General features: G+C 56.9%; 22 protein-coding genes. 14 read left to right on the plus strand and 8 right to left on the minus strand.

Annotated features, from left to right (window positions below; translation table 11 throughout):
• Window positions 1-216 precede the first annotated feature (216 nt).
• Entirely contained in the window at window positions 217-1,902 is a 1,686-nt protein-coding gene (locus tag APT89_RS13500) for an aspartate:alanine antiporter (RefSeq protein WP_014169303.1), read from the minus strand.
• A 279-nt stretch (window positions 1,903-2,181) separates the two neighbouring features.
• Here APT89_RS13500 and APT89_RS13505 point away from each other — a divergent pair, with 279 nt between their 5' ends.
• The gene (locus tag APT89_RS13505; RefSeq protein ID WP_080339193.1) at window positions 2,182-2,550 is read left to right on the plus strand and encodes an inner membrane protein YbjM; all 369 of its coding nucleotides are present in this window, start codon (window positions 2,182-2,184) and stop codon (window positions 2,548-2,550) included.
• 30 nt (window positions 2,551-2,580) lie between these two features.
• Here the strand turns inward: APT89_RS13505 and APT89_RS13510 are convergent, their stop codons facing one another.
• Window positions 2,581-2,850 carry a GrxA family glutaredoxin gene (locus tag APT89_RS13510; RefSeq protein ID WP_028012502.1) on the minus strand — a complete coding sequence of 90 codons (270 nt, stop codon included), beginning with the start codon at window positions 2,848-2,850 and terminating at the stop codon, window positions 2,581-2,583.
• Window positions 2,851-3,035: 185 nt separating this feature from the next.
• Here APT89_RS13510 and nfsA point away from each other — a divergent pair, with 185 nt between their 5' ends.
• The 11 genes from nfsA to APT89_RS13570 all read left to right on the plus strand — a co-directional run bounded on the left by nfsA (window position 3,036) and on the right by APT89_RS13570 (window position 13,756).
• The gene (gene nfsA / locus APT89_RS13515) at window positions 3,036-3,758 is read left to right on the plus strand and encodes a nitroreductase NfsA (RefSeq protein ID WP_028012503.1); all 723 of its coding nucleotides are present in this window, start codon (window positions 3,036-3,038) and stop codon (window positions 3,756-3,758) included.
• Window positions 3,759-3,827: 69 nt separating this feature from the next.
• Entirely contained in the window at window positions 3,828-4,730 is a 903-nt protein-coding gene (gene rimK / locus APT89_RS13520) for a 30S ribosomal protein S6--L-glutamate ligase (RefSeq protein WP_060572679.1), read from the plus strand.
• A gap of 63 nt (window positions 4,731-4,793) precedes the next feature.
• Window positions 4,794-5,270: a YbjN domain-containing protein gene (locus tag APT89_RS13525; RefSeq protein ID WP_003858385.1), complete on the plus strand. Its 477-nt coding sequence runs from the start codon at window positions 4,794-4,796 to the stop codon at window positions 5,268-5,270.
• A gap of 351 nt (window positions 5,271-5,621) precedes the next feature.
• Window positions 5,622-6,734 carry a spermidine/putrescine ABC transporter substrate-binding protein PotF gene (gene potF, locus APT89_RS13530; protein ID WP_060572682.1) on the plus strand — a complete coding sequence of 371 codons (1,113 nt, stop codon included), beginning with the start codon at window positions 5,622-5,624 and terminating at the stop codon, window positions 6,732-6,734.
• Between the two features lie 143 nt (window positions 6,735-6,877).
• The gene (gene potG, locus APT89_RS13535) at window positions 6,878-8,011 is read left to right on the plus strand and encodes a putrescine ABC transporter ATP-binding subunit PotG (RefSeq protein WP_045630953.1); all 1,134 of its coding nucleotides are present in this window, start codon (window positions 6,878-6,880) and stop codon (window positions 8,009-8,011) included.
• A gap of 9 nt (window positions 8,012-8,020) precedes the next feature.
• Window positions 8,021-8,974: a putrescine ABC transporter permease PotH gene (gene potH, locus APT89_RS13540; protein ID WP_041910674.1), complete on the plus strand. Its 954-nt coding sequence runs from the start codon at window positions 8,021-8,023 to the stop codon at window positions 8,972-8,974.
• A complete protein-coding gene (gene potI, locus APT89_RS13545) occupies window positions 8,971-9,816 on the plus strand; it encodes a putrescine ABC transporter permease PotI (RefSeq protein WP_028012508.1) in 846 nt (281 codons plus the stop codon). Before potH ends, potI begins: the two co-directional genes overlap by 4 nt.
• A gap of 65 nt (window positions 9,817-9,881) precedes the next feature.
• On the plus strand, window positions 9,882-10,355 hold the full coding sequence (locus APT89_RS13550; protein WP_028012509.1) for a YbjO family protein: 474 nt from the start codon (window positions 9,882-9,884) through the stop codon (window positions 10,353-10,355).
• A gap of 40 nt (window positions 10,356-10,395) precedes the next feature.
• Complete coding sequence (gene rlmC / locus APT89_RS13555; protein ID WP_060572684.1) at window positions 10,396-11,523, plus strand: 23S rRNA (uracil(747)-C(5))-methyltransferase RlmC; 1,128 nt, start codon at window positions 10,396-10,398, stop codon at window positions 11,521-11,523.
• 72 nt (window positions 11,524-11,595) lie between these two features.
• A complete protein-coding gene (locus APT89_RS13565) occupies window positions 11,596-12,303 on the plus strand; it encodes a response regulator transcription factor (protein ID WP_060572686.1) in 708 nt (235 codons plus the stop codon).
• Window positions 12,287-13,756, plus strand: coding sequence for a sensor histidine kinase (locus tag APT89_RS13570; RefSeq protein ID WP_060572688.1), 1,470 nt, complete (start codon window positions 12,287-12,289; stop codon window positions 13,754-13,756). The genes APT89_RS13565 and APT89_RS13570 overlap by 17 nt, the downstream gene beginning before the upstream one ends.
• Window positions 13,757-13,831: 75 nt before the next feature.
• Here APT89_RS13570 and artJ read toward each other — a convergent pair whose 3' ends face one another.
• The 6 genes from artJ to APT89_RS13600 form a co-directional block, all read right to left on the minus strand.
• A complete protein-coding gene (gene artJ, locus APT89_RS13575; RefSeq protein WP_015571008.1) occupies window positions 13,832-14,563 on the minus strand; it encodes an arginine ABC transporter substrate-binding protein ArtJ in 732 nt (243 codons plus the stop codon).
• A gap of 179 nt (window positions 14,564-14,742) precedes the next feature.
• Window positions 14,743-15,411 (minus strand): arginine ABC transporter permease ArtM, encoded by a 669-nt coding sequence (gene artM / locus APT89_RS13580; RefSeq protein WP_060572690.1) that lies wholly within the window; start codon window positions 15,409-15,411, stop codon window positions 14,743-14,745.
• Window positions 15,411-16,127: an arginine ABC transporter permease ArtQ gene (artQ, locus tag APT89_RS13585; protein WP_041910669.1), complete on the minus strand. Its 717-nt coding sequence runs from the start codon at window positions 16,125-16,127 to the stop codon at window positions 15,411-15,413. The genes artM and artQ overlap by 1 nt, the downstream gene beginning before the upstream one ends.
• Before the next feature lie 6 nt (window positions 16,128-16,133).
• Window positions 16,134-16,865 carry an arginine ABC transporter substrate-binding protein ArtI gene (gene artI / locus APT89_RS13590; RefSeq protein WP_008500032.1) on the minus strand — a complete coding sequence of 244 codons (732 nt, stop codon included), beginning with the start codon at window positions 16,863-16,865 and terminating at the stop codon, window positions 16,134-16,136.
• A 19-nt stretch (window positions 16,866-16,884) separates the two neighbouring features.
• On the minus strand, window positions 16,885-17,613 hold the full coding sequence (gene artP / locus APT89_RS13595) for an arginine ABC transporter ATP-binding protein ArtP (protein ID WP_008500030.1): 729 nt from the start codon (window positions 17,611-17,613) through the stop codon (window positions 16,885-16,887).
• A gap of 226 nt (window positions 17,614-17,839) precedes the next feature.
• Window positions 17,840-18,358, minus strand: a complete 519-nt coding sequence (locus APT89_RS13600; RefSeq protein WP_028012515.1) for a lipoprotein — start codon at window positions 18,356-18,358, stop codon at window positions 17,840-17,842.
• 97 nt (window positions 18,359-18,455) lie between these two features.
• Between APT89_RS13600 and APT89_RS13605 the strand changes: the two genes are divergently transcribed.
• Window positions 18,456-18,779, plus strand: a complete 324-nt coding sequence (locus tag APT89_RS13605) for a heavy metal-binding domain-containing protein (protein ID WP_028012516.1) — start codon at window positions 18,456-18,458, stop codon at window positions 18,777-18,779.
• On the plus strand, window positions 18,776-19,606 hold the full coding sequence (locus tag APT89_RS13610) for an N-acetylmuramoyl-L-alanine amidase (protein ID WP_060572691.1): 831 nt from the start codon (window positions 18,776-18,778) through the stop codon (window positions 19,604-19,606). Before APT89_RS13605 ends, APT89_RS13610 begins: the two co-directional genes overlap by 4 nt.
• The last annotated feature ends 259 nt before the right edge of the window (window positions 19,607-19,865 follow it).

A 19,865-nucleotide genomic window follows, 5' to 3' on the forward strand; every position in this document is an offset into this window, starting at 1 on the left:
GCCACTAAGCGAACATGTGTTCTCCAAATGCTTGATTAATATGGGTATAAATTTCAGGCAACAAAAAACCCATCAACCTTGAACCAAAACGGCGGGGTTGATGGGCTCCACAAATTGGGGACATCAAAGAAAAGCAGTGGCACTAGTTATGACTGCCCCCTGCTAAAAAAGTTCTGCGCGTTACAAAAATTTTTTCATTACGCGCAAACTTAGGAGTTATCCGAGTCCCGGCCAGATGATGATAATCAGCGTACCCGCCAGCGTGAGCAGCACGTTAGCGATAGCATAGGTGCCTGCATACCCCAGCGCCGGGATGTTGCTGCGCGCTGTATCGCTGATGATTTCCATCGCCGGGGCACAGGTACGCGCCCCCATCATTGCCCCGAACAGCAGGGCGCGGTTCATACGCAGCACGTAGGCGCCGAACAGGAAGCAGATCACCACCGGCACCAGGCTGACGATAAGGCCGGAAACCAGCATCTGCCAGCCGACGGCGCCCAGGCTGTGGCCGATGCCGCTGCCTGCGCTCAGGCCGACGCCCGCCATAAACACCATCAGACCGAACTCTTTCACCATGTTCAGCGCGCCCTGCGGAATGTAGCCGAAGGTCGGATGGTTGGCTCGCAGGAAGCCCAGCATGATCCCGGCGAACAGCAGACCGGCAGCGTTACCGATGCCGAAGCTGAAGTTGCTGAACTGGAAGGTAATCATCCCGATCATCAGGCCAACGATGAAGAAGGCGCAGAAGGCCAGCAGGTCGGTGACCTGGCTGTGAATGGAGATAAAGCCGATGCGGTCGGCAACGGTTTTTACGCGTCGCGCGTCGCCGCTGACCTGCAGCACGTCGCCTTTGTTGAGCACGACGTTATCGTCGATGGGCATCTCAATCTGGCTGCGGATCACCCGGTTGAGGAAGCAGCCGTGGTCGGTCAGCTTCAGCTGCGCCAGGCGGCGGCCCACGGCGTTATGGTTTTTCACCACGATCTCTTCGGTGACGATGCGCATGTCGAGCAGGTCGCGGTCGAACACCTCTTTGCCGTTACGGAAGCTCGGGTCGAGACGGGCGTGGGCGTCCGGGTAACCCACCAGCGCGATGTCGTCGCCCATCTGCAGCACCGCGTCGCCGTCCGGGTTCGCCAGAATGCCGTTGCGGCGGATACGTTCGATGTAGCAGCCGGTCTGGCGGTAAATCCCCAGTTCGCGAAGATTTTTGCCGTCTGCCCATGCCACCAGCTCCGGCCCGACGCGGTAGGCGCGGATAACCGGGAGATAGACTTTACGTTTGGAGTCGGTATCCAGACCGCGCTCGCGGGCGATTTGCTGGGCGCTGGTCTGCAGATCCTGGTGCTGCAGTTTTGGCAGGTAGCGTGCGCCAACGATCAGGCTCACCAGACCAATCAGATAGGTCAGGGCGTAGCCCAGGCTCAGATGGTCGAGGGCGGTAGAGAGCTGCGCGCCCGCCATGCCGGAATGCCGCAGCGTATCACCGGCGCCCACGAGCACGGGGGTGGAGGTCATGGAGCCGGCCAGCATACCGGCCGTAAGCCCGATATCCCAGCCAAACAGTTTGCCCAGTCCTAACGCGATCAGCAGCGCGCTGCCGACCATCACCAGCGCCAGCATCAGATAATTTTTGCCGTCGCGGAAGAAAATTGAAAAAAAGTTAGGTCCCGCTTCTACGCCAACGCAAAAAATAAACAGCATAAAACCTAAGTTCAGCGCGTCCGTGTTAATGCTGAAGTGCTGCTGGCCTAATAATAAGGAGACGACTAAAACGCCAATGGAATTACCGAGTTGAACCGAACCCAGACGCAATTTACCCAGGCAAAGACCCAGCGCCAGTACCACAAATAATAACAGGATGTAATTCCCATTTAACAAGTCTGCGACGTTTATATTCACGGAGGCTAACTTCTTGTTTACCAGTAAGTTGTTGAATGAAAGGACTTTTTGGGCTACTGTTTTCTGGATCAGGGAAAAGCGCTAACGCTCCCTGTTTCCTGCTTTATTCCCTAAAACATTAGCTGGCGTGTAGTTTAATCGCATTAGCTACTGACAGCTACTGATTATCGCATCACCCTGTGCGTACTTTGGCATGGATTGCCGCACTGCTTTATCTGACTGGGCGTCTACCCGACGAATGTGTATTTGATAGAGATAAGTCAGGAGGATAGTTTGAATATGAAACGAAACTGGGCGGGGGTGATCAGCTGTTTTTTGCTGTTCACGGTCGTGTGCATGTCGCTCGCATTTAATGTAAAGGGCGCGTTCAGGGCGTCCGGGCATCCTGAGCTGGGGTTGCTCTTCTTCACGTTGCCGGGGGCTGCCGCCAGTTTTCTCTCCCGTCAAGGGGAGGTGGTGAAGCCGCTGCTGGGCGCCATGCTCGCTGCACCGCTGTGTCTGCTGATGATGCGCCTGATGTATATTTCAACGCGGAGTTTCTGGCAGGAGCTGGCGTGGTTGCTGAGCGGCGTATTCTGGTGCGCGCTTGGCGCGCTGTGCTACCTGTTTGTGCGCAGCCTGGTTCAGCACCGACGGCACCGCAAATAAAAACGCCCTCAGGGTGAGGGCGTCTCTTCATTACTGCTCGGCAAACAGGCCCAGATGCTCTTTGGCGTAGGCCTCAAAGTCGGTGCAACCGCCGATGTGTTTCTGATCGAGGAAGATCTGCGGCACGGTTTCAACCGGCTTACCGACGGTTTTTTCCAGGTCGGCCTTGGTGATGCCTTCCGCGTGGATGTCCACATAGCGAAAGTTGAAGTCATCGCGCTCTTCGGTCAGTTTCTCAGCCAGCTCTTTCGCGCGCACACAGTAAGGGCACCCTGGACGACCAAAAATTACTGCAAACATTTCTCTCTCCTCAAAAAACAAGCCTGACGGCGAATGACATGTATAGTGCCCCATAACCCGCCGTCATTAAAGAAGGTTTCGCCTGTCGTTATAATATCTATGAGCTATGTTTCGCCAATTACACCGCGCACATCATTGCCTATACTGGCTGCCATACGTATTAAGCAAGACTAAAGAGAGACAAGATGACGCCAACCATAGACCTGCTCCAGTCCCACCGCTCCATTCGCCACTTTACCGATGAGCCGATTACCGAGGCACAGCGTAATGCGATTATCGACAGCGCAAGAGCCACCTCCAGCTCCAGCTTTTTGCAGTGCAGCTCGATTATCCGCATTACCGATAAAGCCATGCGTGAACAGCTGGTGACGCTCACCGGCGGGCAGAAGCATGTGGCTCAGGCAGCCGAGTTCTGGGTGTTCTGCGCCGACTTTAACCGCCACCTGCAGATCTGCCCTGAGGCCGAGCTGGGGCTGGCCGAACAGCTGCTGCTGGGCGTGGTGGATACCGCGCTGATGGCGCAAAACGCCTTTACGGCCGCGGAATCGCTGGGGTTAGGGGGTGTCTATATCGGCGGGCTGCGTAACAACATTCAAAGCGTGACCGACCTGCTGAAGCTGCCAAAACACGTGCTGCCGCTGTTTGGCCTCTGCCTCGGCTGGCCGGCGGACAACCCGGATCTCAAGCCGCGCATTCCTGCCGCGATGCTGGTGCATGAAAACCATTACCAGCCGGTCGATCAGGATGTCCTGAATCAATACGACGAAGAGCTGGCGAACTACTACATGACGCGCGGCAGCAATAACCGTCGCGACACCTGGACGGATCATATTCGCCGCACCATCATCAAAGAAAACCGCCCGTTTATTCTTGAGTATCTGCACAAGCAGGGCTGGGCAACGCGATAGTCCATTCCTCCTGCGCCTGCCTGCGTATATGATATGCAGGCTTTTTCCATGTCTTCAGAGAGGTGCAGGGTGAAAATTGCCATATTGTCCCGGGACGGAACGCTCTATTCATGTAAGCGCCTGCGAGAAGCGGCGGCGAAACGCGGGCATCAGGTTGAGATCCTCGACCCGATGTCCTGCTATATGAACATCGACCCCGCCGCCTCGTCGATTCACTACAAAGGCCGCAAGCTGCCGCACTTTGACGCGGTGATCCCCCGCATCGGCTCCCAGATTACCTACTACGGCACGGCCGCGCTGCGCCAGTTCGAGATGCTGGGCAGCTATCCGCTCAACGAATCCGTCGCCATTTCCCGCGCCCGCGACAAGCTGCGCTCCCTGCAGCTGCTCGCCCGACAGGGGATCGATCTTCCCGTCACGGGCATTGCCCATTCACCGGACGACACCAGCGATCTGATCGATATGGTGGGCGGCCCGCCGCTGGTGATCAAGCTGGTGGAAGGCACGCAGGGCATTGGCGTGGTGTTAGCGGAAACGCGTCAGGCGGCGGAGAGCGTGATCGACGCCTTTCGCGGGCTGAATGCGCACATTCTGGTGCAGGAGTACATTGAAGAGGCGAAAGGGCGCGACATTCGCTGTTTCGTGGTGGGGAACGAGGTCGTGGCAGCCATCGAGCGCCAGGCCAAAGAGGGCGACTTCCGCTCTAACCTTCACCGCGGCGGCGTCGCGCGGGTAGCCGATATTAGCGAACGCGAACGGGAAATAGCCGTGAAAGCGGCGCAAACCCTGGGGCTGGACGTAGCGGGCGTGGACCTTCTTCGGGCGACGCGCGGGCCGCTGGTGATGGAGGTGAACGCCTCCCCGGGGCTGGAAGGTGTGGAAAAAACCACAGGGGTCGATATTGCGGGTAAAATGATCTCATGGATCGAGCGTCATGCCACGCCGGGTTACTGTCTGAAAACGGGCGGTTAAATGGATTACCGGGCGCTTTTTGAGTACCCTATGCGAAGTTTTTACTAAAGAGGCTGCACAGCGATGGATTTACAGGTCGTACCTACACTGGATACGTTACGTCAATGGCTTGATGATGCTGGGATCACCTTCTTCGAATGTGATTCCTGCCAGGCGCTGCATCTGCCTCATATGCAGAATTTCGACGGCATTTTCGATGCCAAAATCGATCTGATTAACGACGTGATCCTTTTTTCCGCGCTGGCCGAAGTGAAGCCTTCTGCACTGCTGGCGCTGGCTTCCGATCTCTCGGCTATCAACGCCAGTTCTTTGACGGTGAAAGCATTTCTCGATATACAGGACGATAATCTGCCAAAACTGGTCGTTTGCCAGTCTTTATTCTCCGGGGCGGGGCTGTCGTTCAAGCAGTTCGCCTGGTTTATGCGCCTGAGCGAAGAGCAAATTTCCATGGTTATGATGGAAGCCAATGCACATCATCTGCTGTATAGCGCGGAAGACGATGCTGAGAATAATGATGCATCTCCCAATTTTCTTCACTAAGCCTGTCTGACTTTTGCGCAGTCGCTGCCATAGCGGCTGCAGAAGGCCATTTTTTCTGCTGCCTTTAACCTTTCTTTAAAGAATTTTTCACCTCCCTCGAGGCCATTTCGGCTTATCACGTAGACTTAACCTGCATAAAAAATTGATAAAAGGCGTTTTTTCGTCTGGGCTATAGCCGGGGACACGGGCTACAGTTATTCTTGCGATGCTTAAAAAAGCGAGCGGAAGCTGCCGGGTAAAGAGGTTTCTTTTTATTTTGAGCAGAGCGACAAACTATGCATGATTTTTGCATATATCCTGATTGCACAGTTTTAGTTCGTTTGTTAACGAGCTTTCAGAAGGAATAACACTATGATCGCCTTGAATAAAAAATGGTTATCGGGTCTGGTTGCGGGTGCTCTGATGGCCGTCTCTGCCGGCACGCTCGCTGCGGAACAAAAAACGCTACACGTTTATAACTGGTCTGACTATATTGCGCCGGACACGGTGGCAAATTTTGAAAAAGAGACCGGCATTAAAGTGGTCTACGACGTGTTCGATTCCAACGAAGTGCTGGAAGGCAAACTGATGGCGGGCAGCACCGGCTTCGACCTCGTGGTACCGTCCGCGAGCTTCCTGGAGCGTCAGCTTACTGCCGGCGTCTTCCAGCCGCTGGATAAGAGCAAATTACCGAACTGGAAAAACCTCGACCCGGAAGTGCTGAAGCTGGTGGCCAAACACGACCCGGAGAACAAATACGCGATGCCGTATCTGTGGGCGACCACCGGTATTGGCTACAACGTCGATAAAGTCAAAGCCGCGCTGGGCCCGGACGTGAAGCTGGACAGCTGGGACGTGGTGCTGAAGCCGGAAAACCTCGAGAAGCTGAAAAGCTGCGGCGTCTCCTTCCTCGATGCGCCGGAAGAGATTTTCGCAACCGTGCTGAACTACCTGGGCAAAGACCCGAACAGCAATAAAGCCGATGATTACACCGGCCCGGCGACCGATCTGCTGCTGAAGCTGCGTCCAAACATTCGTTACTTCCACTCTTCCCAGTACATTAACGACCTGGCGAACGGCGACATCTGCGTCGCGATTGGCTGGGCAGGGGACGTATGGCAGGCGGCAAACCGCGCGAAAGAGGCGAAAAACGGCGTGAACGTCTCCTACTTCATTCCGAAAGAGGGGGCGCTGGCCTTCTTTGACGTCTTCGCCATGCCGGCTGACGCGAAAAACAAAGAGGAAGCCTACCAGTTCCTGAATTACCTGATGCGTCCTGAGGTGATTGCCCACATCAGCGACCACGTTTACTACGCCAACGGTAACAAGGCCTCCGTGCCGCTGGTGAGCGAAGCGATCCGCAGTAACCCGGCAATCTATCCGCCAGCGGACGTGTTCGCCAAGCTGTTCACCCTGAAGGTTCAGGATCCAAAAATTGACCGCGTGCGTACCCGTGCGTGGACCAAGGTGAAAAGCGGTAAATAACGGCGTTTGGTAATGTTGCCCGGTGGCGCTATCGCTTACCGGGCCTACACAACCCGTAGGCCGGGCAAGCGTTCGCGCCGCCCGGCGATGCGCACCCAGACGGTGCGTTTGCACCAGTATTGATCTATGCCGGAGAGCACCCCGTGAATGACGCGATCCCCCGCCCGCAGGCGAAAGTCCGTAAAGCGCTGACCCCGCTTCTTGAAATTCGTAACCTCACCAAATCTTTCGATGGCCAGCATGCCGTGGACGACGTCAGCCTGACTATCTATAAAGGCGAAATATTCGCGCTACTGGGCGCATCGGGCTGCGGTAAATCGACCCTGCTGCGTATGCTGGCCGGTTTTGAACAGCCTACCGCCGGGCAAATTATGCTCGATGGCGTGGATCTCTCCAGCGTGCCGCCGTATCAGCGCCCGATTAACATGATGTTCCAGTCCTACGCGCTGTTTCCGCACATGACGGTGGAGCAAAACATCGCCTTTGGCCTGAAGCAGGACAAGCTGCCGAAAGCCGAAATCACCGCGCGCGTGGCCGAAATGCTGAGCCTGGTGCATATGCAGGAGTTCGCGAAGCGTAAGCCGCACCAGCTTTCCGGCGGTCAGCGTCAGCGCGTGGCGCTGGCGAGAAGCCTGGCGAAACGCCCGAAACTGCTGCTGCTCGACGAGCCGATGGGCGCGCTGGACAAAAAGCTGCGCGACCGTATGCAGCTCGAAGTGGTCGATATCCTCGAGCGCGTGGGGGTGACCTGCGTGATGGTCACCCATGACCAGGAAGAGGCCATGACCATGGCCGGGCGTATCGCGATCATGAACCGCGGTAAGTTCGTGCAGATTGGCGAGCCGGAAGAGATTTACGAGCATCCGACCACCCGCTACAGCGCGGAGTTCATCGGATCGGTCAACGTTTTTGAAGGGCTGCTGAAGGATCGTCAGGAGGATGGTCTGGTCATCGAATCACCGGGGCTGCAGCATCCGCTTAAGGTCGATCCTGACAGCTCGGTGGTGGATAACGTGCCGGTCTACGTGGCGCTGCGCCCGGAGAAGATCATGCTCTGTGACGATCCGCCTGCCGATGGCTATAACTTTGCCGTCGGGGAAGTGGTGCACATTGCCTATCTGGGCGATCTCTCCATTTACCACGTGCGCCTGAAAAGCGGACAGATGCTCAGCGCGCAGCTACAGAACGAACATCGCTACCGCAAGGGGCAGCCGACCTGGGGCGACGAAGTGCGCCTGTGCTGGGACGCGGACAGCTGCGTCGTGCTGACGGTATAAGGAGCGATCATGAGCACACTTGAACCTCCAGCCCGCGTCAAAAAACCGGGCGGCTTTGCCCACTGGCTGACGCGCCTTAAGATGAACCACGGGCGCAAGCTGGTAATCGCCATGCCTTACGTGTGGCTGATCCTGCTGTTCCTGCTGCCGTTCCTGATCGTCTTTAAGATCAGCCTGGCGGAGATGGCGCGGGCGATCCCGCCATATACCGATCTGTGGGAGTGGGCCGACGGGCAGCTGACGCTGACGCTGAATCTGGGCAACTTCCTCCAGCTCACCGAGGATCCGCTCTATTTCGAAGCCTATCTGCAGTCTCTGCAGGTGGCGGCGATCTCGACGCTCTGCTGTCTGGTGATGGGCTACCCGCTGGCGTGGGCCGTGGCGCACAGCAAGCCCTCAACGCGTAACATCCTGCTGCTGCTGGTGATCCTGCCGTCGTGGACATCGTTTCTGATACGCGTTTACGCGTGGATGGGGATCCTGAAAAACAACGGGGTGCTGAATAATTTTCTGATGTGGCTTGGGGTCATCGATCAGCCGCTGACCATCCTGCACACCAACCTTGCGGTCTATATCGGCATTGTGTATGCCTATCTGCCGTTTATGGTGCTGCCGATTTACACCGCCCTGACGCGGATTGACTACTCGCTGGTGGAAGCCTCGCTCGATCTCGGCGCGCGTCCGCTGAAGACCTTCTTCAGCGTGATTGTCCCGCTGACCAAAGGCGGAATCATTGCCGGGTCGATGCTGGTGTTTATTCCGGCGGTCGGGGAGTTTGTGATCCCGGAACTGCTCGGCGGGCCGGACAGCATCATGATTGGCCGCGTGCTGTGGCAGGAGTTCTTCAATAACCGCGACTGGCCGGTGGCGTCGGCGGTGGCGATTATCATGCTCCTTCTGCTGATCGTCCCGATCATGTGGTTCCATAAGCATCAGCAGAAACAGATGGGAGATCGCGGATGAACAACTTACCGGTAGTACGCTCCCCGTGGCGCATTCTGATCCTCGTTATCGGCTTCACCTTCCTGTATGCGCCGATGCTGATGCTGGTGATCTACTCGTTCAACAGTTCCAAACTGGTGACGGTCTGGGCGGGCTGGTCGACGCGCTGGTACAGCGAGCTGTTCCACGACGACGCGATGATGAGCGCGGTGGGGCTGAGTCTGACCATTGCCGCGCTGGCGGCCACGATGGCCTGCGTTCTGGGCACCATCGCCGCGCTGGTGATGGTGCGCTTCGGGCGTTTTCGCGGCTCAAACGGTTTCGCCTTTATGATCACTGCCCCGCTGGTGATGCCGGACGTCATTACCGGCCTGTCGCTGCTGCTGCTTTTCGTGGCCCTGGCGCACGCCATCGGCTGGCCGGCGGATCGCGGCATGCTCACCATCTGGCTGGCGCACGTCACCTTCTGTACCGCGTATGTGGCGGTGGTGATCTCCTCGCGCCTGCGCGAGCTGGACCGCTCCATTGAAGAGGCGGCGATGGATCTCGGCGCCACGCCACTAAAGGTCTTTTTCATCATTACCCTGCCAATGATTATGCCGGCGGTGATCTCCGGCTGGCTGCTGGCGTTCACGCTCTCCCTCGACGATCTGGTTATTGCCAGCTTTGTCTCAGGGCCGGGCGCGACGACGCTGCCGATGCTGGTCTTCTCCAGCGTGCGCATGGGGGTGAACCCGGAGATCAATGCTCTGGCCTCTATCATCCTCGGCGTGGTCGGAATTGTCGGATTTATCGCCTGGTATTTGATGGCGCGCGCGGAAAAACAGCGCGTGCGCGATATCCAGCGTGCAAGACGCGGCTGAAGGATTTAATATTTCCGGTGATGTGCCGCGCATGACGCGGCACTGTTTTTCAGGGAAGTAAAACATTGGGATTAGTAAAAAAATCACGTATTACGCACGCTCGTCCTAACGTTCCTGCGCTGGTTCAGGTGGCGGCGCTCGCCATTATTATGATCCGCTGCCTGGACGTGCTGATGATTTTGAATACGCTGGGCGTGCGCGGCATCGGGGAATTCATTCACCGCAGCGTGCAGACGTGGAATCTGACGCTGGTCTTTTTAAGCAGCCTGGTGCTGGTGTTTATCGAGATCTACTGCGCGTTTTCGCTGGTCAAAGGGCGAAACTGGGCGCGCTGGGTCTATCTGCTCACCCAGGTGACCGCCGCAAGCTATCTGTGGGCCGCCTCGCTGGGCTATGGCTATCCTGAGCTGTTCAGCATTCCGGGTGAGTCGCGACGTGAGATTTTCCATGCGCTGGTCATGCAAAAACTGCCGGATATGCTGGTGCTCTGCCTGCTTTTCGTTCCGGCGTCCAGTCGACGGTTCTTCCGACTGCAATAATGTGTATAATCGCAGCCCTCGTTTTCCTTAAGGTTTTCATATGCAGTGCGCACTCTATGACGCCGGACGCTGCCGCTCCTGTCAGTGGATAGAACAACCGGTTTCTCAACAACTCACCGCCAAAATGGCCGACCTGCAACAGCTGCTGGCAGCGCACGCGGTGGGCGAGTGGTGCGCACCCGTCAGCGGCCCGGAGCAGGGCTTTCGCAACAAAGCCAAAATGGTGGTCAGCGGCAGCGTTGAAAAACCGCTGCTGGGGATGCTGCACCGCGACGGCACGCCGGAAGACTTAACCGACTGCCCGCTGTATCCCGACTCCTTTGCACCGGTCTTTGCCGCACTCAAGCCGTTTATTGCCCGGGCAGGGTTAACGCCTTATAACGTGGCCCGCAAGCGCGGCGAGCTGAAATACCTTCTGCTGACCGAAAGCCAGATCGACGGCGGCATGATGCTGCGCTTCGTGCTGCGCTCTGAAACTAAGCTTGAGCAGCTGCGCGCGGCCCTGCCTTGGCTGCAGGCGCAGCTTCCGCAGCTGAAGGTCATTACGGCAAACATTCAGCCGGTGCATATGGCGATCATGGAAGGGGAGAAAGAGATTTTCTTCACCGACCAGCACGCGCTGGCGGAGCGCTTCAACGGCGTGCCGCTGTGGATCCGCCCGCAAAGCTTCTTCCAGACCAACCCGACCGTGGCAAGCAGCCTGTACGCCACCGCCCGCGACTGGGTGCGTGCGTTGAACGTTGACCACATGTGGGATCTGTTCTGCGGCGTGGGCGGGTTTGGCCTGCACTGCGCCACGCCGGAGATGCAGCTCACCGGCATTGAGATCTCCGCCGAAGCGATTGCCTGCGCAAAGCAGTCCGCCGCCGAGTTAGGGTTAACCAATCTGCACTTTCAGGCGCTGGACTCCACGCAGTTCGCGACCGGTCAGGGCAACGTGCCGGAACTGGTGCTGGTTAACCCGCCGCGCCGCGGCATCGGGAATGCGCTGTGCGACTACCTGAGCCAGATGGCGCCGGAATGCATCATCTATTCCAGCTGCAACGCGCAGACCATGGCGAGAGACATCGCTCAACTGCCGGGCTATTGCGTTGAACGCGTTCAGCTTTTCGATATGTTCCCGCATACCGCGCATTATGAAGTCCTGACGTTGCTCGTGAAATCTTAAACAAAATGTGAACTCTGCCCGCCCATAAAATCAGGTAAGCTTACGTCATAAGAGATGAATAAAGGCTTACCCATGAAGCAGATCCTGCTGGTGGAAGACGACCACGATATCGCGGCGCTTCTGCGGCTCAACTTAGAAGACGAAGGCTACGCCATCACCCACGAGTCCGACGGGGGCAACGCCCTGCAGCGCCTTGAAAAACAGCCGTGGGATGCGGTGATCCTCGACCTGATGCTGCCCAACGTTGACGGCCTGGAGATCTGCCGCCGCATCCGCCAGATGACCCGCTACCTGCCGGTGATCATCATCAGCGCCCGCAGCAGCGAAACCGACCGCATCACCGGGCTGGAAACCGGCGCCGATGATTATCTGGCAAAACCCTTTTCAGTGCAGGAACTGATTGCCCGCATCAAAGCGCTGTTCCGCCGCCAGCAGGCGATGGGGCAGGCGCAGGCTGACGGGCAAATTCAGGCGCACGGACTGACCATCGATCCCCTGGCGCGCAGCGTGCTGCTTCACGGCCAGGTGGTGGATCTCACCCCGCGCGAATTCGAACTGCTGTACTTCTTCGCCCGCCATCCCGGCGAGGTGTTTTCCCGTCTGGCGCTGCTGGAGCAGGTGTGGGGCTATCAGCACGAAGGCTACGAGCACACCGTCAACACCCATATCAACCGCCTGCGCATCAAGATTGAGAAGGACGCCGCCGAGCCGGAGATAATTCGCACCGTCTGGGGCAAGGGTTACAAATTTGCGGAGCCAAACCATGATGCGCCGCTTTAGCCTGAGCCAGCGCCTGACGCTGCTGTTTGTCCTGCTGATGATGCTCTGCGCTACCGTCGCCTGCGCGGTACAGCTCTACAGCAGTATGCAGTACGGCAACGCGATGGTGCAGCGGTTGTCGGGCGGCCTGGCGCAGCAGATCGTCCAGCGGGAACCGATTCTGGACGCGCAGGGCAGGGTTGACCGCACCGCGCTGAAGCCGCTGTTCGACCGGCTGATGACCTTCAACCCGAGCGTTGAACTGTACGTTATCTCGCCGGACGGCGAAATCCTGGCCGATGCCGCACCGCCGGGCCATATTCAGCGGCAAAAAATCGACCTGGCACCGGTTCAGATCTTCCTGAGCGGTACCGCCATACCGGTACTGGGCGACGACCCGCGCAGTCAAAATAAAAAAGTGTTCAGCGCCACGCCGCTGCGGCAGGACGGCGAGCTTAAGGGCTACCTGTACATCATTTTGCAGGGCGAGGAGTCGAACGCGCTGGCGGAAATGGCCTGGCATAAGGCGCTCTGGAGCACGGTGCTCTGGTCATTGCTGTGGGTCGCGCTGTTTGGCCTGCTGGCGGGTCTGCTGGTCTGGTACTGGGTAACGCGTCCGGTTAAGCGCCTGACGGAAGAGGTCACCGGCCTGGAGCAGGACAGCATTAGCGCAATCAGGTTGCTCGCAGCACAGTCGCCGGATGCCGCAGCCAATGACGAAGTGGCGCTCCTGCGCAACAGTTTCATCGAGCTGGCGCGGAAAATTACCCGCCAGTGGGACCAGCTGGCCGACAGCGATCGCCAGCGCCGGGAGTTTATCGCCAACATTTCGCACGATCTTCGCACGCCGCTGACCTCGCTGCTGGGCTATCTTGAAACCCTGTCGCTCAAATCCGCCACCCTGACGCCGCAGGAGCACCAGCAGTATCTCGCCACCGCGCTGCGTCAGGGACAAAAGGTACGACATCTTTCCCAGCAGCTTTTCGAGCTGGCGCGCCTTGAGCACGGCGGCATTAAGCCGCAGCGCGAGCGTTTCGCGATGGGAGAGCTGATTTCCGACGTGGCGCAGAAGTTTGAGCTTACCGCCCGCACGCGCGAGGTGAATCTGCATATTGACGTGCCGGGCCCCTTGCCGCTGGTCAATGCCGATGTGTCGATGATCGAGCGCGTGGTGACCAACCTGCTCGATAACGCGATGCGTCATACGCCCACTGGCGGGGAAATTCGTCTGGCGGTCTGGCAGGAGAATGAACGGCTTCAGGTCGAAGTGGCAGACTCCGGAACGGGTGTGGATGCCTCGCTGCGCGACGATCTGTTCCAGCGGCCTTCGGCGCTGAATACCCAGGCATCGCGGGAGAACCGCGGCGGGTTAGGGCTGTTAATCGTTAAGCGAATGCTGGAGCTGCACGGCGGCGGGATCAGGCTGATGGAGTCCGTGAGCGGGGCGCGGTTCAGGTTCTTTGTGCCGCTGTGAGAAATTGCCGGGTGGCGCTGCGCTTGCCCGGCCTACAGACCACCCCCGTAGGCCAGACCACCCGGCAAAAAGAGATTACTGCGGGAACCACTGCTCGCTGATTTTCTGGTACGTGCCGTCTGCTTTAATCGCCTTCAGCGCGCCGTTCAGTTTTTCCAGCAGGGCTTTGTTATCCGGGCGTACCGCGATGCCGAGGCCTGTACCAAAGTACTGTGGGTCGGTCACTTTCTCGGTCGCCGTACCCAGCTGCGGGTTGGTTTTCAGCCATTCGTTTACCACGGCGGTGTCGCCGAAGACGCCGTCGATACGGCCATTTTTCAGGTCGATAATCGCGTTCTGGTAGCTGTCATAGGCCACGGTTTTCACTTCAGGATGTTTGTCCTGCAGGTATTTCTGGTGCGTGGTGCCATTTTCCATCCCGATGCGTTTGCCTTTCAGCTCGTCAAAGGACTTATAAGCCCCTTTCTTCGCAATCACCACCGCCGAGTTGGCGTAGTACGGGTCGGTGAACGCGACCTGCTTGCTGCGCTCCGGCGTGATGTCCATCCCGGAGATCACCGCATCATATTTCTTGAATTTCAGCGACGGGATCAGGCTGTCGAAGGCATGGTTGGTAAAGGTGCAGTCGGCCTGCATCTGCTTGCACAGGGCTTTCGCCAGGTCGATATCGAAACCGACGATCTGATTGCTGGCGTCCAGCGATTCAAACGGCGGATAGGTGGCCGAAACGCCAAAATTGATTTTATCAGCAGCGGATGCGCCAGCGGCGAAGGTGGCGAGTAGTGCGGCCAGAACTAACTTTTTCATTGTAATGCTCCCGTCTGTCTATCTTGTCATTATGCGCCGTGTCTGCGGCATGGATGTACAATGCCAGTTAATGAATTTATATGCAATAAATATGATTAAATATTGTGTCTGGTATAAAAAAAAGCGGATAAGCCATCGGGTTATCCGCTCTGGTAATTACGTTTTATGCACTCGCGTGGTTAATTTCTGCGCTCAAACGCTAACGCTTTACGCTCAATCAGTCGCATCATCAGCGTCAGCAGACCGTTCACCACCAGATAGACCACGCCGGCTGCACCGAACACCATCACGTCATAGGTGCGCCCGTACAGCAGCTGCCCGTGACCCATCACTTCCATCAGGGTGATGGTGTAGGCCAGAGAAGTACTCTTAAACACCAGCACCACTTCGTTGGAGTAAGAGGAGAGAGCGCGCTTGAAGGCGTACGGCAGCAGGATCGCCAGCGTGTCTTTTTTGCTCATGCCCAGCGCCCCGCAGGACTGCCATTGTCCTTCCGGGATGGCACGGATCGCCCCGTAAAACAGCTGGGTGGTATAGGCCGCGCTGTTCAGCGAAAGGGCAATCAGAGCGCAGAGCCACGGCTCAGAGAGCAGGTGCCAGATAACCGGATACGCCTGCAGTGACGGGAACTGGCCCGGACCGTAGTATATCAGGAAGATCTGCACCAGCAGCGGCGTACCGGTAAACAGGGTGATGTACCCGCGCACAATCCACACCATCACCGGCGTTTTCAGCGTCAGGATGATGGTGAAGATGAGCGCCAGGATCAGCGCCACGATAATGGACGCCACGGTCAGCGTCAGGCTGATGTGCAGCCCTTTCATCAACTCCGGGAAATATTCAAGCATCAGCCTGGTCTCCGTTCAAAGCGCGTCGCACGCAGGTCAATACGCTTGAGGATGTACTGACTGAGCAGCGTGATTACCAGGTAGATAGCCGCCGCCACGATGTACCAGGTAAATGGCTCCTGAGTACGGGTGGCGATGCTTTTGGTTTGCAGCATCAAATCGTTCACGCTGATCAGGCTCACCAGCGCGGTATCTTTCAGCAATACCAGCCACTGGTTACCCAGGCCCGGCAGGGCGTGGCGCCACATCTGCGGCATCACCAGACGGAAGAAGATCGCTGCTTTCGACATGCCCAGCGCCTGACCGGATTCCCACTGCCCCTGAGGTACCGCTTTCAGCGCACCGCGCAGGGTTTGCGACGCGTACGCGGAGTAGAGCAGGGAGAGGGCAATCACGCCGCAGAGGAACGGGCTGACGTCAAAGTTGTCAATCTGCATCTGCACCGGTATCTGCGCAAAGCCAAGATTGAGGGTGAAGCCGTCCGACAGCGTGAGCAGCAGCTGTGAGGAGCCGAAATAGATGAACAGGACCACCAGAATTTCCGGTAGCCCACGCAGTACGGTGACCAGCGCGGAGCCCGCCCAGGCGACGGGGAACCATTTTGCTGATTCCCACACCGCAAAGAACATCGCCAGCACCAGGCCGATAATCAGTGCGCAAACGGCAAGGCCGACGGTCATCCCGGCGGCGCTTGCTAAAGGAAAAATTTCATTCATCAGGAATTACTTCTGGAACCATTTTTTGTAGATGGTTTCGTAGGTGCCGTCTTTCTTCACTTTTTCCAGCGCAGCGTTGAATTTCTGCTGCAGCTCGGTGTTGCCCTGACGAACGGCAATCCCCAGACCGGTACCGAAGTAATCTTTATCGGTCACTTTGTCGCCCACTGGCGCCAGTTTGTCGTTGGCTTTCAGCCACTCGGTCACGACAGCGGTATCACCAAATACGCCGTCGATACGGCCATTCTGCAGATCCAGCTTCGCGTTCTGGTAGCTGTCGTACGGAACGGTGGTGATTTCCGGATGTTTATCCATGATGAACTTCTGGTGCGTGGTGCCGTTCTGCACGCCGACTTTCTTACCTTTCAGCTGATCGACAGAGGTGAATTTACCTTTCTGACCAATAAACAGGGCGGAGTTGTCGTAGTAAGGGGTGGTGAACAGCACCTGCTTTTCACGCTCAGGAGTGATGTCCATACCGGCCATGACGGCGTCAATACGGCGGAACTTCAGGCTTGGGATCAGGCTGTCGAACGCCTGATTGCTGAAGGTACAGGTTGCGTCGATCTCTTTACACAGGGCGTTTGCCAGGTCTACGTCGAAGCCAACAATTTTGTTGTTCGCATCGATGGACTCAAACGGAGGGTAGGAGGCTTCCGTGGCGAAACGAATGGTCTGGGCTGCGGTAGCGGAAAGGGTAACGCCAGCAAGCAGCACGGCAAGTAATACTTTTTTCATTATATTTCCCCTGACACAATCAATGAGATAAATAGTTTTTGAAGGCATCGGTTTGCGGGTTCGCGAAGCAGCTCGCGTCACCTTGCTCAACGATATACCCGTTTTCCATGTAGACCACACGGCTGGCGGTTTTACGCGCCACTTCCACTTCGTGGGTAACAATGACCTGCGTAATATTGGTTTCCGCCAGCTCGCGAATGATGCTGACGATCTGGGCGGTGATTTCCGGGTCCAGCGCCGCGGTCGGCTCATCAAACAGCAGTACCGCGGGCTCCATCATCAGCGCGCGGGCAATCGCCACGCGCTGCTGCTGACCCCCAGAGAGGTGCAGCGGATAGCGGTCGCTGTAGGGCTTAAGGCGCAGACGCTCCAGCAGCTTTTCAGCACGCGCGATGGCCTGATCTTTGCTTAACCCCAGCACGCGGCACGGGGCTTCAATCAGGTTTTGCAGCACCGTCAGGTGCGGCCAGAGATTGTATTGCTGGAAGACCATGCCGACGTTTTGACGCAGTTCGCGTATAGCTTTATCTGACGGGGTTTTCGCGAAATCAAAATGGTTACCGGCGATAGCCAGCGTACCGGAACGGGGCATTTCAAGCAGATTAAGGACGCGCAGAAGGGAGCTTTTGCCTGCACCGCTTGGGCCAAGCAAAACCAGCGTTTCGCCTTCCGGGCAGTTCAGCGTGATGTCAAACAGCGCCTGGTGTGCGCCGTAGAAGCAGTTAATGCCGTTTAGTTTAATACTCATCGGGGCAGTCTTTACTCATCCAGGCAATCTATAGCAATTGAGGCCGCAGATAGTACCGTTGACAGAATAGTTATGCAATATTTCTGCGTTAAAAGTTAAATATAACCCGTATTTCCTCTTAAACATAGCACAAAATAGCGAACGGCAAGGTCGGCGAGTATAAATGTCGGCATTCCGCGTGAAATGCCGGACATTTTACGGGGGTAACATTTTTATCACTAATGATCTAGCGGTTCTCAATTGACTGGCGCAGCGTGCCGGCCGGGGCATGAACGCTGCCGCCGATATAGCGCACATCGTCCACCGCCCAGCACTGGCCTTCACGGATCATCAGCACTTCGTCCTGCCAGGTTTGGGTTCCCTGGGTCAGCTTCACGCGCAGCGGAATGTTCCGCGCATCGGTGTTCGGGATGGTTGACGCGCTGGCCACCTCGGCGCTGTCCGGCAGCGTGGTGCGGCTGGAGAACGGATCGGATTTCAGCAGGGCGTTATGCTGTGGATCGCGGGTGGCGTCGTTAAGCAGTTTTGCAAGATTATCGCTCAGGTACGGGCGCAGGGCGGTGAGATCATTTCCGCGATGCTGAATGCGGTAATCATAGAACTGTTGCGCCACGGTATCCGGGCCGCCGTCTATGCAGGGGCCGCTGCGGGTACCTATATCCTTAAAGGCTGGCGTGACCGTGGTAGTACAGGCGCTGAGCACCAGCGCACAGGGCACTAAAAGTGTTAAAGCAGAGTAGCGCATGTTGATTTCCTTATTTATTAACTATCCTTTCAATCATAGCGTAACGAACCGATAATGCTGTTGCTAACGCATTGAACGCTAAAGAAGGAGAGAAAGTATGCAGTTTTCAACAACGCCAACCCTGGAAGGACAGACCATTACCGAGTATTGCGGCGTGGTCACCGGCGAAGCGATTCTGGGCGCGAACATTTTCCGGGATTTCTTTGCCGGGATTCGTGACATCGTCGGTGGACGCTCTGGCGCGTACGAAAAAGAGCTGCGTAAAGCGCGCGAAATTGCGTTTAAGGAGCTGGGCGAGCAGGCCAAAGCGCTGGGTGCAGATGCCGTTGTAGGAATCGATATTGATTATGAAACCGTCGGCAAAGATTCGAGCATGTTGATGGTGAGCGTAAGCGGCACGGCGGTGAAAACCCGTCGATGAAGCGCTCGCTTTCAACGCTCCTGCTGGCGATGTTGCTGGCAGGATGCGTCCAGGAAAAAGGCATTGTTGATAAAGGTGCCTACGAGCTGGATACCCGCCATCAGGCGCAGGCGGCCTACCCGCGCATAAAGGTGCTGGTGATCCACTACACCGCCGACGACTTCGACACCTCGCTGGCCACGCTGACGGACAAAAACGTCAGCTCCCACTATCTCATCCCCGCAAAACCGCCGACGCCGGACGGGAAGCCGCGCATCTGGCAGCTGGTGCCGGAGAGCGAGCTGGCCTGGCATGCGGGCATCAGCTTCTGGCGCGGCACCAACCGCATCAACGACACGTCTGTCGGCATTGAGCTGGAGAACCGCGGCTGGCAGAAGCGCGACGGTGTGAAAGTTTTCGCGCCGTTTGAGCCTGCGCAAATCGCGGCGCTTATCCCGCTTGCGAAAGACATTATCGCCCGGTACGACATTAAACCGCAGAACGTGGTGGCGCATGCTGATATCGCGCCCCAGCGTAAGGACGATCCCGGCCCGCTGTTTCCCTGGCAGGCGCTGGCGAAGCAGGGGATTGGGGCCTGGCCCGATGCCGGGCGCGTGAACTTCTATATCAATGGTCGTCCGCGCTATCAGGAGGTAGATCGTGCAGCCCTGCTCGACCTGCTGATGCGCTATGGCTATGAGGTGCCGGACAACGCCACGGATCAGCAGCAGCAACGCGTTATCACCGCCTTCCAGATGCACTATCGCCCGCAGGTATGGAACGGCGTCGCGGATGTGGAAACGATGGCCATTGCAGAAGCCCTTTTAGAGAAATACGGGCAACGGTAAACCTTCGGTTTGCGCCCGAATGCGCGTTTTCCCCTTATTTGTGCTTGAGATTAATCTTAAGTACAAACTCAATTCATTTTTAGTAAATTGACTTAAAATTATCCGGATTTAAGATAGACACATAGCTTGCTAAGTAAATAAAAAAATATTGCTGGCGGCAGGCATTCTTATTTTCTCCTTGAGCCTTTCATCAGGAAAAGATTGTTGGTTTTTCGGTTTTAATACCGCGGCCATGCTATGTCTAATAAATCTAATCTTA

Origin of the sequence: Enterobacter sp. 50588862 (assembly GCF_001462935.1) — a bacterium.
GTDB lineage: Bacteria > Pseudomonadota > Gammaproteobacteria > Enterobacterales > Enterobacteriaceae > Enterobacter > Enterobacter bugandensis.

Excerpts from the sequence above, each read along its gene's own strand:
- APT89_RS13505 (WP_080339193.1), top strand. The coding sequence starts at position 2,182 with ATGAAACGAAACTGGGCGGGGGTGATCAGCTGTTTTTTGCTGTTCACG.
- APT89_RS13510 (WP_028012502.1), bottom strand. The coding sequence starts at position 2,850 with ATGTTTGCAGTAATTTTTGGTCGTCCAGGGTGCCCTTACTGTGTGCGC.
- nfsA (WP_028012503.1), top strand. The coding sequence starts at position 3,036 with ATGACGCCAACCATAGACCTGCTCCAGTCCCACCGCTCCATTCGCCAC.
- APT89_RS13525 (WP_003858385.1), top strand. The coding sequence starts at position 4,794 with ATGGATTTACAGGTCGTACCTACACTGGATACGTTACGTCAATGGCTT.
- potF (WP_060572682.1), top strand. The coding sequence starts at position 5,622 with ATGATCGCCTTGAATAAAAAATGGTTATCGGGTCTGGTTGCGGGTGCT.
- potH (WP_041910674.1), top strand. The coding sequence starts at position 8,021 with ATGAGCACACTTGAACCTCCAGCCCGCGTCAAAAAACCGGGCGGCTTT.
- potI (WP_028012508.1), top strand. The coding sequence starts at position 8,971 with ATGAACAACTTACCGGTAGTACGCTCCCCGTGGCGCATTCTGATCCTC.
- rlmC (WP_060572684.1), top strand. The coding sequence starts at position 10,396 with ATGCAGTGCGCACTCTATGACGCCGGACGCTGCCGCTCCTGTCAGTGG.
- APT89_RS13565 (WP_060572686.1), top strand. The coding sequence starts at position 11,596 with ATGAAGCAGATCCTGCTGGTGGAAGACGACCACGATATCGCGGCGCTT.
- APT89_RS13570 (WP_060572688.1), top strand. The coding sequence starts at position 12,287 with ATGATGCGCCGCTTTAGCCTGAGCCAGCGCCTGACGCTGCTGTTTGTC.
- artJ (WP_015571008.1), bottom strand. The coding sequence starts at position 14,563 with ATGAAAAAGTTAGTTCTGGCCGCACTACTCGCCACCTTCGCCGCTGGC.
- artM (WP_060572690.1), bottom strand. The coding sequence starts at position 15,411 with ATGCTTGAATATTTCCCGGAGTTGATGAAAGGGCTGCACATCAGCCTG.
- artQ (WP_041910669.1), bottom strand. The coding sequence starts at position 16,127 with ATGAATGAAATTTTTCCTTTAGCAAGCGCCGCCGGGATGACCGTCGGC.
- artI (WP_008500032.1), bottom strand. The coding sequence starts at position 16,865 with ATGAAAAAAGTATTACTTGCCGTGCTGCTTGCTGGCGTTACCCTTTCC.
- artP (WP_008500030.1), bottom strand. The coding sequence starts at position 17,613 with ATGAGTATTAAACTAAACGGCATTAACTGCTTCTACGGCGCACACCAG.
- APT89_RS13600 (WP_028012515.1), bottom strand. The coding sequence starts at position 18,358 with ATGCGCTACTCTGCTTTAACACTTTTAGTGCCCTGTGCGCTGGTGCTC.
- APT89_RS13605 (WP_028012516.1), top strand. The coding sequence starts at position 18,456 with ATGCAGTTTTCAACAACGCCAACCCTGGAAGGACAGACCATTACCGAG.
- APT89_RS13610 (WP_060572691.1), top strand. The coding sequence starts at position 18,776 with ATGAAGCGCTCGCTTTCAACGCTCCTGCTGGCGATGTTGCTGGCAGGA.